The following is a 12,984-nucleotide window of genomic DNA, read 5'->3' as shown; positions in this document are numbered from 1 at the left end:
CTACGCAAAATCATTATGTATCAAATTTATTTATATGATATATATAGAATTTTATATTAATTATAAAAGAAATAAAAGATTTAATTTTCAGTTTTTTGTTTTTACATCCTATTTATTACCATTCCCTTAATGCACAATAACATGAATATTATTCTAAAAGAAAAATGGGGCAAATTGATTTTTATAAATTATAGAGATGTTGTTACTACGTTATCAAAATGTTTTCATATGGCTTAAAACAGTGATTACTCAAATAAAAAACTGAGGCAGATACCTCAGTTTTTTCGATAACTTATTTCATTGAAGATAACCCTTCAACAAACTCACCAATCTTATTTTGAAAAACAAAATCAAAGTTATATTCCTGTCCTGTTAACTCTTCATTTACTAAAATAGTTGTTGCTCCTACTTCCCTCTTTGCAATTTGCGGGAATGAAGCGACAGGCTGTACTTTTAGTGATGTTCCCATAACGATAAGCACATCTGTTTCATATAAACGTTTGATAGCATTTTGATATTGCGGCAGTGTATCTCCGTATAAAACAACGTCTGGATTTAAAATGAAATTACACTTCTCACAACGCGGTACTTCATGATCAATCATATACTGTAAATCATAGCCTGATTTACATTTTGGACAATGTGCTGTTTGAAGTGTTCCATGTAAATCAATGACATGCTTACTGCCACCTAATTGATGTAAACCGTCAATATTTTGCGTTAAAATCGTAATATCTTTCCCTTGTTCTTCTAGCTCAGCTAAAAAGCGATGGCCACGATTTGGTTTATATTGATGGAACGTATTAATTTGAAAGATTTCTTTATAATGCTTCCAAAATTCTTTCGGACTTCGGTTATAGTACCCTCTTGATAAGTACATCTCCACATTCGCATCAGCATACAATCCATTTGCTGAACGAAAATCTGGAATACCACTTTCCGTACTTGCACCAGCGCCTGTTAATACTGTAATTTTCTTCGCTTTTTCTAAAATTGAACGTACTTCTTCAAATTGTTGCACAAAAATCACCTCTATGTATTTTCCTATTCTTATTATACCAGTTGTTTACAGGAGGTGTTGTACAATTCATTTTACTTAATGCGTTGCGCCCCCAACCTCTACAATATCTACCTTAACTGTCGTCGTTACTTCGATTGCCAATTCTATCCCCTTACGAATAGTAGAAAGTGACATACTCGGTTGCCCTGGATAATTACTCGCTTGTTCTGGTAAAAACGGAATATGAATGAATCCGCCTTTTATTTTCTTATCATGTTTCTCTAGTTCATGCATAAGTCCATAGAATAAGTGATTACAAACGAATGTGCCTGCCGTCTGTGAAACAGATGACGGTATACCCTCTTCGCGAAGTTTTTTCACGATTGCTTTAATCGGAAGTGTAGACCAATATGCAATCACTCCTTCTTCTACAACTGGTACATCTACCGGCTGATTGCCTTCATTATCAGCAATTCTTGCATCATCAATATTAATTGCGACACGTTCTATCGTAATATCTGGCCTGCCCCCAGCTTGTCCAATGCATATAATAATTTCCGGCGCTAGTTCTTCTATATACTCTTTTAATACGCTTATTGATTTATGAAATACAGTTGGTACTTGTTTGCTTATTATCTTGTATTCTCCAATTGTTTTTTCATGCAAACCTTTTGCTACTTCCCAAGCTGGATTGATATTTTCTCCGCCGAACGGATCAAACCCTGTTAATAATACTGTTTTCATAGTTTTATCCTCCTAATTAGAAACGATATACTAGGCCGTACATAATAAACATATTTATGATAAAAATTGAAAGAGCAATTGGTACTTGCGCTTTAATAACCGCATTTTTATCCTTTAGCTCTAAAAGCATCGCAGGTACGATATTAAAGTTTGCTGCCATTGGAGTAAGCAGCGTTCCGCAATATCCAGCAAACATACCGAGTGCTGCCATAATTGCTGGGTTTCCGCCGTGCATTTGAACTATTAAAGGTAAGCCAATTCCGCCAGTAATAACAGCAAACGCTGCGAATGCATTTCCCATTACGACTGTAAATAGCATCATGCCTAAACAGTACGCCATAACGGCAACGAACGGATACTCTGTCGGTAGCACTTGTCCGACTAAGTCTGAAACAACTTGTCCAACGCCAGACTTCGCGAATATACCGCCAAGTGCTGCTAACATTTGTGGTAAAATTACAGCCCAGCCAACAGCTTGTAATAGTCTGCTTCCTTCTTGTACAGGTGTTGTTATTTTTGATTTTGTAATACGCATCGCCGCAACAAATGCGAGTAATGCACCAAGCGCTAGTGCAACTAATGTTACTTTATCTGGATCAACAAGAGAGACATTTCCCCATTTAATTTTCCCTAAGGTCAACGTACCGATAATTGTAAAAATAGGAATTAATAGTGCAGGCATAAAAATTTTATTTTTTAATTTCTCAGCATGTTTCACACGTTCTTGTACTGGAACTTCTTTTTCCTCTGATTTTGTTACTTTATTTAGCGAGGCTAAAACGACCATAGCGAGCACGATACAGCCAACGTAAAACGAAGGAATTACATTTCCAAATAAAAATGTAACTGCAAACAATGCCCAAAATAAACTAGAACCGAATCTGTTTGGATGTTTACAATCGAATGCGATACGAACAGCGATAAAAGCAACGATTATCCCTAATACATAATAGATTGTATCCATTGTGATGATGTTCATATTAGATTGCCTCCTTCTCTTCTTTTCCTTCTGCCTTCATTGTTTTCTCTATATATTTATCAAACCTTCTAAATCTAATCCAGCTTACAATAAGTGCAGATATTGCTGTCGGAATGCCCCAAAGTGCCATATCCCATACTCCGACATGCATACCTACTGAATCGAAGAATCCTTTCATTAATAAAATAGCTCCAGTTGCGATGAAAATATCTTCTCCGAAAAACCAAGCTGTATTTTCCGCAGCCGCTGCGTTTGCTTTAATCTTTTCTCTTAATTTTTCAGGAAGTTTACCGTATTTACCTTGCGCGGCCCCTTCTGCCATCGGTGCAACGAGCGGCCTTACTGTTTGCGCATGCCCACCAATATTAAGCCCTAGTGCTGCTGATGATTCTCTTATCGTAAAATATGACATTAATACTCTTCCAGTTGTTGCTCCTTTTGATTTCGTTATAAGTGCTTCGGCTCTTTCTTTTAAACCGTAACGCTCTAAAATTCCGATTACCGGTAAAGTTAATATAATTGGCATAGACATATATCTATTCTCTATGAAAAATTTACCGAACATGCTGATCACATCATAAAAACTTAATCCTGAAACCATACCAGTAACAATACCTGCAACCATAACTACTAAAAGTGTATTTAATCTAAATAAAAAGCCCACTGCAACAAGTAGTATTCCGATTAATTTAATCATTTCTAGCACTTCCCCCTATTTTTTATTTCGGTGCACAAATAGAAATACCATTGAGTTTGAATGTTCTGTATATTCTTTCTGCAAATTGTACTGCTTTTTCCCCATCACCGTGTAAACAAATCGTCTGCGCCTGAACTGCTACTTTCTCACCATTCACCGAATTTACATAGCCTTCTTTCACCATTTGAAGTACTTGCTTTATCGCTTCGTCTTCATCTTTTATAAGCGCATTTTCTTCTGTACGGCTCGTTAATGTACCATCTTGCTTATATGTACGATCCGCAAAAGCCTCTTGTACAAGAGTTACTTTGTATTTTTCTGCAGCCTGTATAAACGCCTCGCTATTTGCTAATCCATAAAGTAATAGACTTGGATTTATATGATAAATTGCCTTTGCAATTGCATCTGCAATTTCCGGATTAGACGCCGCCATATTATATAAGGCACCGTGCGGCTTTACATGCTGCATTTTCCCGCCTGCCGCTTTCACAAATGCGTCTAATGCGCCTGTTTGATATAGAACATAATCGTATACTTCACTTGCTGAAACATTCATGTTTCTTCTACCAAATCCAATTAAATCAGGAAATCCAGGATGCGCCCCTATTGCTACGTTATGCTCCAAAGCTTTTTCAACAGTTTGACGCATAATAGACGGATCACCCGCATGAAAACCGCAAGCAACGTTTATAGAGGAAACGAACGGAAGAATCTCATCATCATTCCCCATTTTATAAGCGCCAAAACTTTCTCCTAAATCACAGTTTAAATCGATTGTAGTCATAATGTATTCCTCCTAATTTCAGCTTCGTAAAGCGATGAATTTCTTTAATAAATTCATATTTACTTCTTGTTCTATGTACAATTGTTCCGCTTCTTCAAGCGTAATTTTCTCAAAAGAAACATAGTCCCCCGGCTTTAGCTGGGCAAGAAGAGGTAAATCTACTGAAATGATATTTCCCATTCTCGGATAGCCACCTGTCGTTTGCCTATCTGCCATTAATATAATCGGCTGTCCACCATTAGGAACTTGAATGGTTCCAAATGTAACAGGACTCGATAAAATCTCTTTTTCTTCAATCCTATTTAATACTTCTCCCTCAACCCTATAGCCCATACGGTCAGCATAATTAGATACCTTATACTCTTTCGTAAAAAATGCCTTTCTACTTTCTTCTGTAAATTGATCGTATTCAAAGTCAGTTATGACACGAAGCTTTGGATGTTTCTTATACTTTGGTAGTACGCTGTTGCTAATTGCCCATTTCGTTTTTATTCTCGCATCTTTTTGTAAGTCTAGAATGAAACGACTCGCCATTTCTGGTTGTGCACCAATTTGGAAGTAGTCACCCTTTTTCAGCATTCTTCCTTCTATACCACCAATCGCAGCACGTATGTACGTACTTTTGCTTCCCATTGTACGCTCAATATGTATTCCACCCGCAAAGGTCACATACGCTCTGCAACCACTTTTCACTTTTCCAAAACAAAGCATACTACCTTCTTCCGCTAAAATGGGACGCCATAAGGGGATACGTTCTCCATTCAATAACGGTTCCATATCTGCTCCGCCAATCGCAAGTAAAGTCGTTTTCTTTATTAACAATTTAGGTCCCATAATCGTCATTTCGAGTCCCGCTTCATTCTCTTCATTACCAACTAACATATTGATCATCCGAAGTGTACTTTGATCCATCACCCCGCCAACTGGCACACCGTATTGTTGATAATGAGATCGCCCTAAATCTTGGACTGTTGTAAACATTCCCGCATGCAAAACCTCTACATCCATTTTTTAGCCCCCTCAAGCGATACGTACTCTTCCTTCGTTATTGGAATAAATCGTAAATACATACCACTTTGAATATATGTCGGTATTTCTTCTTCCGGATTAAATAATGAAATAGGAGTTCGGCCGATAATATTCCATCCTCCTGGTGTTTCAAGCGGATATATACCTGTTTGATTTCCGCCAATACCTACTGAACCAGGAGAGATTTGTAACCGTGGTGTTTCTTTTCTAGGTGTTTCTAATTCTTTTGAAAGTCCTCCTAAATACGGGAACCCTGGTGTAAAACCTAGCATATATACAAAATATGTAGTTTCACTATGTATTCGAATCACATCTTCTACTTGTAAACCGTGATAATGCGCGACTTCTTCTAAATCAGGTCCATATTCTCCCCCGTAGCACACTGGTATAGAAATATGTTTCACATCCTGTTTTACTTCTTCTTTATAAGAATCACACAGCTCCTTTATATACTGGCGAACGTAATCATGTGACCTTTCACTTCTCTCATTTCCCTTCCATACTTCGTATACATTGTAGTAAACAGCTAATGAAGTAAACGACGGAACGCACTCTATCATTCCTGCAAACGGATGTTGCTGCAGTGCTTGAAATAACCGCTGTACTTTCTCATATATATCCCTCTTAATTTCTTCACCAAATGTAACAATAATTGCTTGATCCCCTAACGCAGAAAATTTCATCCTACTCCCTCTTTCTATGCCAAAAAGCCGAGTTCTTTCGAAATGCGATGCGCTGTTTCTTTCACCTTCGCAATAAAATATGAAATGTTACTTTCGTTGTACTCAATTGCTAATCCCGAAATACTAATGCCTGCTACAACCGTTCCATCGCTCGCGAAAATGGGTGCTGCTATCGCGGCTGTATGATTTTCTAACTCAGAATAACTAATGGTGTAGCCTTCCTTTTTTGCCATTTGCAACACTTCTAACAATTGTTTCTTATCCACGATTGTTCCATCTGCAAACTGTTTTAAATCCACTTCCTCTATGTATCTCCGTTTCTCTTCCTCAGAGAAATACGATAGTAAAATTCTTGGACATGCGCCAGCATAAAGCGGTGCTCTTCTTCCAACCGCCGTATACACGCGTACCGGCTGAACACCTTCCATTTTTTCAACATAAATTGCGTCATTTCCATCCTGAATTATTAAATTAACTGCCTGTCCTAAACTATCTCTAAGTTCTTTCATATAAGGAATTGCTATATTTCTTACTGATAATCGTTGTGAAACAAGTTGACCGAACCGTAAAAATACGACCCCTAAACGATATTTCCCCTTTTCGTTTTTTTGTAAAAACTCCATCTCTTCCAACGAGCCAATTAAACGATAAACAGATGTTTTCGGCATATTTGTAAGCTGAACCATCTCTGTTAAACTTAGCTCTTCATGCTCATAAAACAACTCCAAAATATCCATTGTCTTAACTGCCGTTTTATTTATACTCATTCTATCTCCCTTTCGTTCCGAATTACGGAACTTAAATTCCGTTTTTCGAAACAAACATATAATTTAAAATTATAAAATATTCTTTCAATTCAATCAATAGATTTTAAGCAAATAAAAAAGTATGGAAGAATATCTCTCCCATACTTCACCACACTTTATAACGCTCTTACTTGTTCCAACGGCCAGAAAACAGCTTGTCCTTTTCCGACAATTTCATCTTCTGAAATAAAGCCAAACATGCGACCATCCTTAGAAACTTCACGATTATCCCCTAAAACAAATACTTGGCCTTCTGGCACTTTCGTTTTCCCAGTGATTTGTTCTAACGTAAAGTCTGGAGTTAATACACGGCCTACTGCTTTTTCTTTAAACTGTTTTAAATATGGTTCTTCCATCGCTTTTCCGTTTACATATAAAACATCATTTTTATACTCAACTGTATCGCCTGGCAAACCAATTACTCGTTTTACTAAATCGTATCCTTCTTTCCCGTGGAAGACGATAATATCAAAGCGATCTAATCCACTTATACTATAACCAATCTTATTCACGAGAACTCTTTCGTTATTTTTTAAAGTGGGCATCATTGATTCACCTTGTACTAAAGAAGGTGTAAATAAAACACCGCGAATAATAGCAATTAATACAAGGGTAAAACCTATCGTTTTAGCCCAAGAGAATAATTCTTTCTTCGTATTTTCCTTCATCGTTTCTCCTCTTTCTTAAGCACTTATTTTATTATTTCAACTAATTCTTGTACTAAATTAGGATCTATTTCAGAAAAACATGATTTTCCTTCTCTTACCGCTGTACCGACATGCGCCTGCGTGATTCCAGTTTCATCTAGCAATCGCTTTATATTTTCTTTCGTCACGCCAGCTCCAGCTACAAGCTGAATTTGACCCTCACTTACCTTTTGCATTTCTGTAAGCACCGGAATATTCTCTACTATATTTCCTTGTCCACCTGAAGTTAAAACGTGAGTCACTTTATGAAACTTCTTTAAAGTGCTCATCGCTTCTACTGGATTTTTTATATCATCTATCGCACGGTGGTACGTTACATTTATTCCATCTACAACAGATAGTAAATCCGCTAATTTCTCTTCATCCACTTCATTTCGTTCGTTTAATACGCCTAATACTACCCCAGCTGCTCCTAACTTCTGTGCAACTATAATATCTTCTTTCATCATTTCAATTTCTTCTTCCGTATATGTAAAAGACTTCGCATGCGGACGAATCATAACATGAATTGGTATACTTACCACTTCTACCGCTTTTTTTATAAAAGCATAACTCGGTGTTAAACCACCTTCTGTATAAGATGAAATTAATTCAATCCGCTTCCCGCCAGCACTTTCAATTCGTTTTACATCTTCTAAACATGTTGCAATAACCTCTAGCATGAGATGACCTCTTTTCGTGCTTTTTTCTTATTATAACATTAGTAAAAATAAGAAGCCTAGCTTTCTCCTTTAAAACTTAAAAAAGAAGAATGAAAAGAAAGATTTTTTATTGGCAACGATTATTGGTAACATCCTATTATTCATGTACACTCCTACCATAATGAAAAAAGCCCTTCATTTTGACGGATTTTTCTAATTTCAAGCTTTTCTTTCCTCAGTTTTCATATCAATGCCTAATTGATCTTCCAATAACTTTACACCTTTCTTTGTAAGATGGACAGCTCGGTTCTTATCCGTTTTCGTAATCCATCCCTGTTCAAAAAGCAGTTTTGCAATTGCAGACCCTAACCAACCAGAAATATGGTAACACCGTTCACTCCAATCAAGGCAAGGTTTTGCAAATACCCTCCTTTTTGTATCTGCCTCATCAACATTTATTCCAAAATTCAGAAACCATTTCTTGCCTTGTTCCGTTACAATGTATTCTCCATCCTCTAAAATTATAAATTGCCTATCTAGTAATTTTTCAGTTATCTCTACACCGAGTTTGCCTGCAAGATGATCATAACAAGTTCGAGCATAACGAATTTGTTTTAGTTGGCTTGATTGTTTTAAAGAGCGAACTTGAACTGTTGGTGCAATTGTCCCTAACTTTTCAAGCACTTCTGCAACTTCTTGATTAGCAAGTCGATAGTAACGATGTCTACCATGTTGTTCAACTGTAAGTAAATTCCCTTCTACTAATTTAGAAAGATGCGAACTAATTGTTGGATGTGACACTTTTGCCATATAAGCCAATTCACTAGCAGGTAGTGCCTGATTATTCATTAGACAATCTAAGATGATTGCTCTTGTAGGTTCAGCAATTAGTTTAGCTATATATGAGATATTCGGATATACATTCATATTTCGATGATACCCTAACTATTAAATTGATACAATTATTTTAAGTTTAATAGTAAAGGAGAATGTATTATGAATGCAATTGATCTTAGTATATTAAATTTAAAAGAAACGAGAAGGCGCTCAGAAAAATTATGGAATTCTCTTCCCGATAATTTTCTTAATTGGAAGCCTGATTCTGAGGCTATGTCCTTTGGTGAAATGATTCGTCACGTATGGAGCTCAACTTTTTACTATCATATGATTATAAAAAACAACGGTTCAATAAACGACATACGTACCCCGTATGATGACGAGCCAATTACTTGTGTAAAAAAAGAAATTGAATTGGCACAATCACACTTTACTGACTTCATAGAATATGTTCAATCAATAAGCATAGCCGAGCTAGATTCAAGACTTATTGATAGAAGTGATGTTGGCTATCAACGATATTTAGGTGATATGCTATTACGAATTGCCTATCATGATGCGGTCCATGCGGGTCAATTTTTACAATATTTGCGAATGGTTAACTTGGAAAGACCTTTAATTTGGGATTAAATACGAAAAATGTTTATACAGCCTCCAAACTGGCATTACAATAAGAATTTTTCAACAAGAAACAATCACAACACCATGATAATCATTTATATTAAAAACCTACATCTCCATTAAGTACTTCATACACATAAAAAGCACGGGTTTGATTACTAATCAAACCCGTGCTTTCAAAACAACTATAATATCCATAAACAATAAAATGTAAACTTCAAAAATCACGACCGAAACGCCGCATCCGCCAGCATAGACAATGTTGCATCATCCATCGGTGGATTGTGTAATCCTGCTCTGACGTTTAAATAGTAACGATGGAGCGGATTTTTTTCTGATAAACTTTTTGCTCCTACGATGCGCATCGATTTATCCACTATAGATATCGCCGCATTTGTTACAGCATATTTCACAGCTGCTAATTCTGCTTGCAGTGATAGTTTATCTTCTGCCTCATCGTACTTTTTCGCAATTTGATATAAAAAGACACGAGCTTGCATAAGCTCAAGTTCTAACTCTCCAACTAATTTTCTAACATTCGGCAATAAACTAATAGAATGATTTAAACTATTTGGCTTGTATGATTCCGCAAATTGAACTGCATAATTTCTTGCTGATTGTGCAATCCCTAAATAACATGCTGGTATATGTAGCAACCAGCCAATACCCTTTTGTTTCACTTTCCCGCCTTTTACATCCGTAAAAAAGCGGTTGTCTATCTCTACATTTTGTAAGACAAGGTCGTGGCTAGCAGTCCCTCGCATTGCAACGCTATCCCACGTTTCTTCAATAGATACACCGAGTGTATTTCTTGGAATAACAAACTCACCAACTTCTTCACGGCCTTCCATACTTGCTGAAATAATAAAATAATCAAGTACTGGCGCCATCGTTGTAAAAGTTTTTCTTCCATTTATAACCCACTTCTCGCCTTGTTGAGCCGCTATTGTTTCTGGTTTGCCGCCACGCGTCGGACTCCCTGTTTTCGGTTCTGTTGCTGCCCTGTTAAAGAGCGCACCATTACGTACTTCTTCGCAAAACCATTTGAACATCTCATCATTCCAAGAGCGATTTTCCGCTAGCTCCTTCACAATGCCAAGATGCCAGCCAATCGATAATGCAGTAGCTCCACAGCCTTCCGCGATTTTCTCTTGAAATAAAACGAAGTCATATAAAGAAATGGCACTACCACCAAATTCCTTCGGTAACGTTAATTTCGTATATCCGATATCTTTCAAATCATTTATATTTTCATACGGAAATGATCCTAATTCACTTAGCTGATGCTCCCTTTCCATGAACTTCGGAATCAATTTATTTATTTTCTCAATAATTAAAGACTGTTCTTCTGTTTCAACAAATGAGAGTGCCATACTATAATCTCCTTTATGCTCGATTCATAAACCGTTCATTTTGTCATTATGATTATATGAAGCTACCTCTCTATTGTTTCACTATTCCGATAAAAATACAATGTTTTTGACTAATAAGAAAAGTTCCTATTTAAGGATAGATCCTTTTCTTATATTAGTCCCCCTTCAATGCTTTTAATGGCAAAGAGGTTACATATCCAATATACGAGAATAATTCTTTAAAGAAGAATGGTATTTCTGTATCTAACGTTTTATATGCTGATGTCGGCGTTGGTGAAGCATACGCTTCAATATTAATATGTTTTGCGATTCTCATTGCGCGTTTCATATGAAGTGGATCACTTACAATCGTGTATGTTTGTATGCCGTTCTCTATTCCAACTTGCTTCGCATTTTTTAAATTTTCTTCAGTGAAAAGGGATTTAGTTTCAATTAAAATATCTTCCTCTTTTACACCTTGTTTCATTGCATATACTCTTGCAGTACGTGCTTCCTCGAGTTCTGCCTCGAACTTTGTACCACCTGTAAAAATAATCTTTTTAATATTTCCGTTCTTATATAAAGAAATCGCATGATTAATTCTTTCTTTAAATACAGGAGATGGTTTTCCGTTCCATGAAGCTGCTCCTAGTACGATACCAGCATCCGTTTTCACGTCATCATTTGCTTTAAAACGATAACTCCAAATATCGTAAGCTGCATAACTTACATATAAAATAGCAGAACAAATCATTAGTAAAAATACTTGAAAGATTCGTCTTTTCTTACTCTTCTTATTTTCTTTCATTTGTAATTGCCTCCGTACATCATCCATACTTCTATAAAAAACATTTATATCAAATCGTTTTGTTTGAGTTTATTTAAAAGAAGGAACTTTACTTGTTATTTATGTATAAAAGGGTTTTCATTTAAAATTGAGGATTATCAATTCATTTTCATTTGCGGTTTTCATTACATTTTTAAATTCATAAGTTTATTACCATACAACTACATTGTAACGAATTTTTTCTCAGAAGGGAACGATGAAACAAAAGGAATTAAAATAAAGTAGCATTTTGTAAGAAAAAAGGTATATTTTTCATATCTCACGAACAATATACCTTTCAAAACACGAATTATAACTTTTCTTTATACAACTCTAATTTTTCTAACAATTTTTCTTTTACGCTTGGCCATTCACTCGAGATAATACTGTACACCACCGCATCTCTCACATAACCATTCGGTAATTTTCTTTCATTTCGAAGCACACCCTCTTTTACTGCGCCTAACCTTTCAATTGCTCGTTGTGCTTTTTCATTTCTTGCATCCGTCTTAATTTGCACTCTCAGCATATGCAATTTTTCAAAAGCATACTGAAGAAGCATATACTTACACTCTGTATTTATACTCGTACGTTGCACACTCGGATGATACCACGTTTGCCCTAACTCAACTGTCTTATCTTCTACTGAAATATTATATAAACGTGTACTTCCTACAATCTTATTCGACTGTTGATCTACGACTATGAAAGGTATTTGAGTACCTCTTCCGTAACCCTTTATAGCTTTTTGAACGTATTGTTGCATATCTTGCACACTATCCATTTTAGAGATTAAATACGCCCAAATATCCCGATTTCCTTCTACAATCAAAAACAAAGTTTCGACATCAGTATTATCCATTAACCGCAACTTTGCTCTTTCGTGAATAATTTCCATTTTTAAGCCCCCTTTGTTGTTACTATATCATAAGAATCAAAAACGCATTATAAGAATAAAAAAATATAAAGAAAAGAATTCTTTTCAAATATATTCTTCTCGTATAAGGTAGGAAGACTCATCAGTAATCATTATATAGAATTTTTTGATAATTTCCAATAAATTCTATATAATGATAAACGGGAGGGGATAAAAAATGCTAGATCAAATTACTTGGGGAACGCCAGGCAGCTTATTATGCTTAGGATTCTTTTTTGCAGGACTAGGAATCTTCTTAAGAAGCGTTACGTCATATACGAAAAATAAATAAGAATATCCCGCTTTTAAACAAAAGAAGCCCTCTTTTTACAGACGGCTTCTTTTGTTTAACTTTATCTTAT

General features: G+C 36.0%; 15 protein-coding genes. 1 reads left to right on the top strand and 14 read right to left on the bottom strand.

The window, feature by feature from the left end; all coding sequences use genetic code 11:
- Nucleotides 1-292: 292 nt before the first annotated feature.
- The 11 genes from IQ781_RS00705 to IQ781_RS00655 all read right to left on the bottom strand — a co-directional run bounded on the left by IQ781_RS00705 (nucleotide 293) and on the right by IQ781_RS00655 (nucleotide 8,997).
- Nucleotides 293-1,021, bottom strand: coding sequence for an NAD-dependent protein deacylase (locus IQ781_RS00705; RefSeq protein WP_001183803.1), 729 nt, complete (start codon nucleotides 1,019-1,021; stop codon nucleotides 293-295).
- Nucleotides 1,022-1,096: 75 nt separating this feature from the next.
- Nucleotides 1,097-1,744, bottom strand: coding sequence for a pyroglutamyl-peptidase I (pcp, locus tag IQ781_RS00700; protein WP_139847092.1), 648 nt, complete (start codon nucleotides 1,742-1,744; stop codon nucleotides 1,097-1,099).
- A 16-nt stretch (nucleotides 1,745-1,760) separates the two neighbouring features.
- Nucleotides 1,761-2,723, bottom strand: a complete 963-nt coding sequence (locus IQ781_RS00695) for a DUF979 domain-containing protein (RefSeq protein ID WP_001021642.1) — start codon at nucleotides 2,721-2,723, stop codon at nucleotides 1,761-1,763.
- Nucleotide 2,724: 1 nt separating this feature from the next.
- The gene (locus tag IQ781_RS00690) at nucleotides 2,725-3,420 is read right to left on the bottom strand and encodes a DUF969 domain-containing protein (protein WP_000593392.1); all 696 of its coding nucleotides are present in this window, start codon (nucleotides 3,418-3,420) and stop codon (nucleotides 2,725-2,727) included.
- A gap of 22 nt (nucleotides 3,421-3,442) precedes the next feature.
- Nucleotides 3,443-4,204, bottom strand: coding sequence for a 5-oxoprolinase subunit PxpA (gene pxpA / locus IQ781_RS00685; RefSeq protein ID WP_000207320.1), 762 nt, complete (start codon nucleotides 4,202-4,204; stop codon nucleotides 3,443-3,445).
- Nucleotides 4,205-4,222: 18 nt separating this feature from the next.
- Nucleotides 4,223-5,212 carry a 5-oxoprolinase subunit C family protein gene (locus tag IQ781_RS00680; protein ID WP_061457394.1) on the bottom strand — a complete coding sequence of 330 codons (990 nt, stop codon included), beginning with the start codon at nucleotides 5,210-5,212 and terminating at the stop codon, nucleotides 4,223-4,225.
- Nucleotides 5,203-5,916 carry a 5-oxoprolinase subunit PxpB gene (gene pxpB, locus IQ781_RS00675; protein WP_000672280.1) on the bottom strand — a complete coding sequence of 238 codons (714 nt, stop codon included), beginning with the start codon at nucleotides 5,914-5,916 and terminating at the stop codon, nucleotides 5,203-5,205. Before pxpB ends, IQ781_RS00680 begins: the two co-directional genes overlap by 10 nt.
- Nucleotides 5,917-5,930: 14 nt before the next feature.
- Nucleotides 5,931-6,683, bottom strand: coding sequence for an IclR family transcriptional regulator (locus IQ781_RS00670; RefSeq protein ID WP_000026367.1), 753 nt, complete (start codon nucleotides 6,681-6,683; stop codon nucleotides 5,931-5,933).
- 155 nt (nucleotides 6,684-6,838) lie between these two features.
- The gene (gene lepB, locus IQ781_RS00665; RefSeq protein WP_000662501.1) at nucleotides 6,839-7,390 is read right to left on the bottom strand and encodes a signal peptidase I; all 552 of its coding nucleotides are present in this window, start codon (nucleotides 7,388-7,390) and stop codon (nucleotides 6,839-6,841) included.
- A 23-nt stretch (nucleotides 7,391-7,413) separates the two neighbouring features.
- On the bottom strand, nucleotides 7,414-8,091 hold the full coding sequence (locus tag IQ781_RS00660) for a copper homeostasis protein CutC (protein ID WP_000895121.1): 678 nt from the start codon (nucleotides 8,089-8,091) through the stop codon (nucleotides 7,414-7,416).
- A gap of 198 nt (nucleotides 8,092-8,289) precedes the next feature.
- Nucleotides 8,290-8,997, bottom strand: a complete 708-nt coding sequence (locus IQ781_RS00655; RefSeq protein ID WP_074047546.1) for an ArsR/SmtB family transcription factor — start codon at nucleotides 8,995-8,997, stop codon at nucleotides 8,290-8,292.
- Nucleotides 8,998-9,066: 69 nt separating this feature from the next.
- Between IQ781_RS00655 and IQ781_RS00650 the strand changes: the two genes are divergently transcribed.
- Nucleotides 9,067-9,537 (top strand): DinB family protein, encoded by a 471-nt coding sequence (locus IQ781_RS00650; protein ID WP_000991275.1) that lies wholly within the window; start codon nucleotides 9,067-9,069, stop codon nucleotides 9,535-9,537.
- Nucleotides 9,538-9,752: 215 nt separating this feature from the next.
- On the opposite strand, the gene IQ781_RS00645 is transcribed toward IQ781_RS00650, so the two are convergent.
- The 3 genes from IQ781_RS00645 to IQ781_RS00635 all read right to left on the bottom strand — a co-directional run bounded on the left by IQ781_RS00645 (nucleotide 9,753) and on the right by IQ781_RS00635 (nucleotide 12,604).
- On the bottom strand, nucleotides 9,753-10,901 hold the full coding sequence (locus IQ781_RS00645; protein ID WP_001218360.1) for an acyl-CoA dehydrogenase family protein: 1,149 nt from the start codon (nucleotides 10,899-10,901) through the stop codon (nucleotides 9,753-9,755).
- Nucleotides 10,902-11,055: 154 nt separating this feature from the next.
- A complete protein-coding gene (locus tag IQ781_RS00640; protein WP_000662215.1) occupies nucleotides 11,056-11,688 on the bottom strand; it encodes a YdcF family protein in 633 nt (210 codons plus the stop codon).
- A 328-nt stretch (nucleotides 11,689-12,016) separates the two neighbouring features.
- Nucleotides 12,017-12,604, bottom strand: a complete 588-nt coding sequence (locus tag IQ781_RS00635) for a GNAT family N-acetyltransferase (protein WP_000402579.1) — start codon at nucleotides 12,602-12,604, stop codon at nucleotides 12,017-12,019.
- Nucleotides 12,605-12,984 lie beyond the last annotated feature (380 nt).

This window comes from Bacillus sp. N447-1, assembly GCF_022701035.1.
Taxonomy (GTDB): Bacteria; Bacillota; Bacilli; order Bacillales; family Bacillaceae_G; genus Bacillus_A; species Bacillus_A cereus.
This window is presented reverse-complemented; position numbering and strand designations above follow the sequence as displayed.

Bases quoted from the DNA above. Each gene is read 5' to 3' on its own strand.
- pcp (WP_139847092.1), bottom strand. From the start codon at position 1,744: ATGAAAACAGTATTATTAACAGGGTTTGATCCGTTCGGCGGAGAAAAT.
- IQ781_RS00695 (WP_001021642.1), bottom strand. From the start codon at position 2,723: ATGAACATCATCACAATGGATACAATCTATTATGTATTAGGGATAATC.
- IQ781_RS00690 (WP_000593392.1), bottom strand. From the start codon at position 3,420: ATGATTAAATTAATCGGAATACTACTTGTTGCAGTGGGCTTTTTATTT.
- pxpA (WP_000207320.1), bottom strand. From the start codon at position 4,204: ATGACTACAATCGATTTAAACTGTGATTTAGGAGAAAGTTTTGGCGCT.
- IQ781_RS00680 (WP_061457394.1), bottom strand. From the start codon at position 5,212: ATGGATGTAGAGGTTTTGCATGCGGGAATGTTTACAACAGTCCAAGAT.
- pxpB (WP_000672280.1), bottom strand. From the start codon at position 5,916: ATGAAATTTTCTGCGTTAGGGGATCAAGCAATTATTGTTACATTTGGT.
- IQ781_RS00670 (WP_000026367.1), bottom strand. From the start codon at position 6,683: ATGAGTATAAATAAAACGGCAGTTAAGACAATGGATATTTTGGAGTTG.
- lepB (WP_000662501.1), bottom strand. From the start codon at position 7,390: ATGAAGGAAAATACGAAGAAAGAATTATTCTCTTGGGCTAAAACGATA.
- IQ781_RS00660 (WP_000895121.1), bottom strand. From the start codon at position 8,091: ATGCTAGAGGTTATTGCAACATGTTTAGAAGATGTAAAACGAATTGAA.
- IQ781_RS00655 (WP_074047546.1), bottom strand. From the start codon at position 8,997: ATGAATGTATATCCGAATATCTCATATATAGCTAAACTAATTGCTGAA.
- IQ781_RS00650 (WP_000991275.1), top strand. From the start codon at position 9,067: ATGAATGCAATTGATCTTAGTATATTAAATTTAAAAGAAACGAGAAGG.
- IQ781_RS00645 (WP_001218360.1), bottom strand. From the start codon at position 10,901: ATGGCACTCTCATTTGTTGAAACAGAAGAACAGTCTTTAATTATTGAG.
- IQ781_RS00640 (WP_000662215.1), bottom strand. From the start codon at position 11,688: ATGAAAGAAAATAAGAAGAGTAAGAAAAGACGAATCTTTCAAGTATTT.
- IQ781_RS00635 (WP_000402579.1), bottom strand. From the start codon at position 12,604: ATGGAAATTATTCACGAAAGAGCAAAGTTGCGGTTAATGGATAATACT.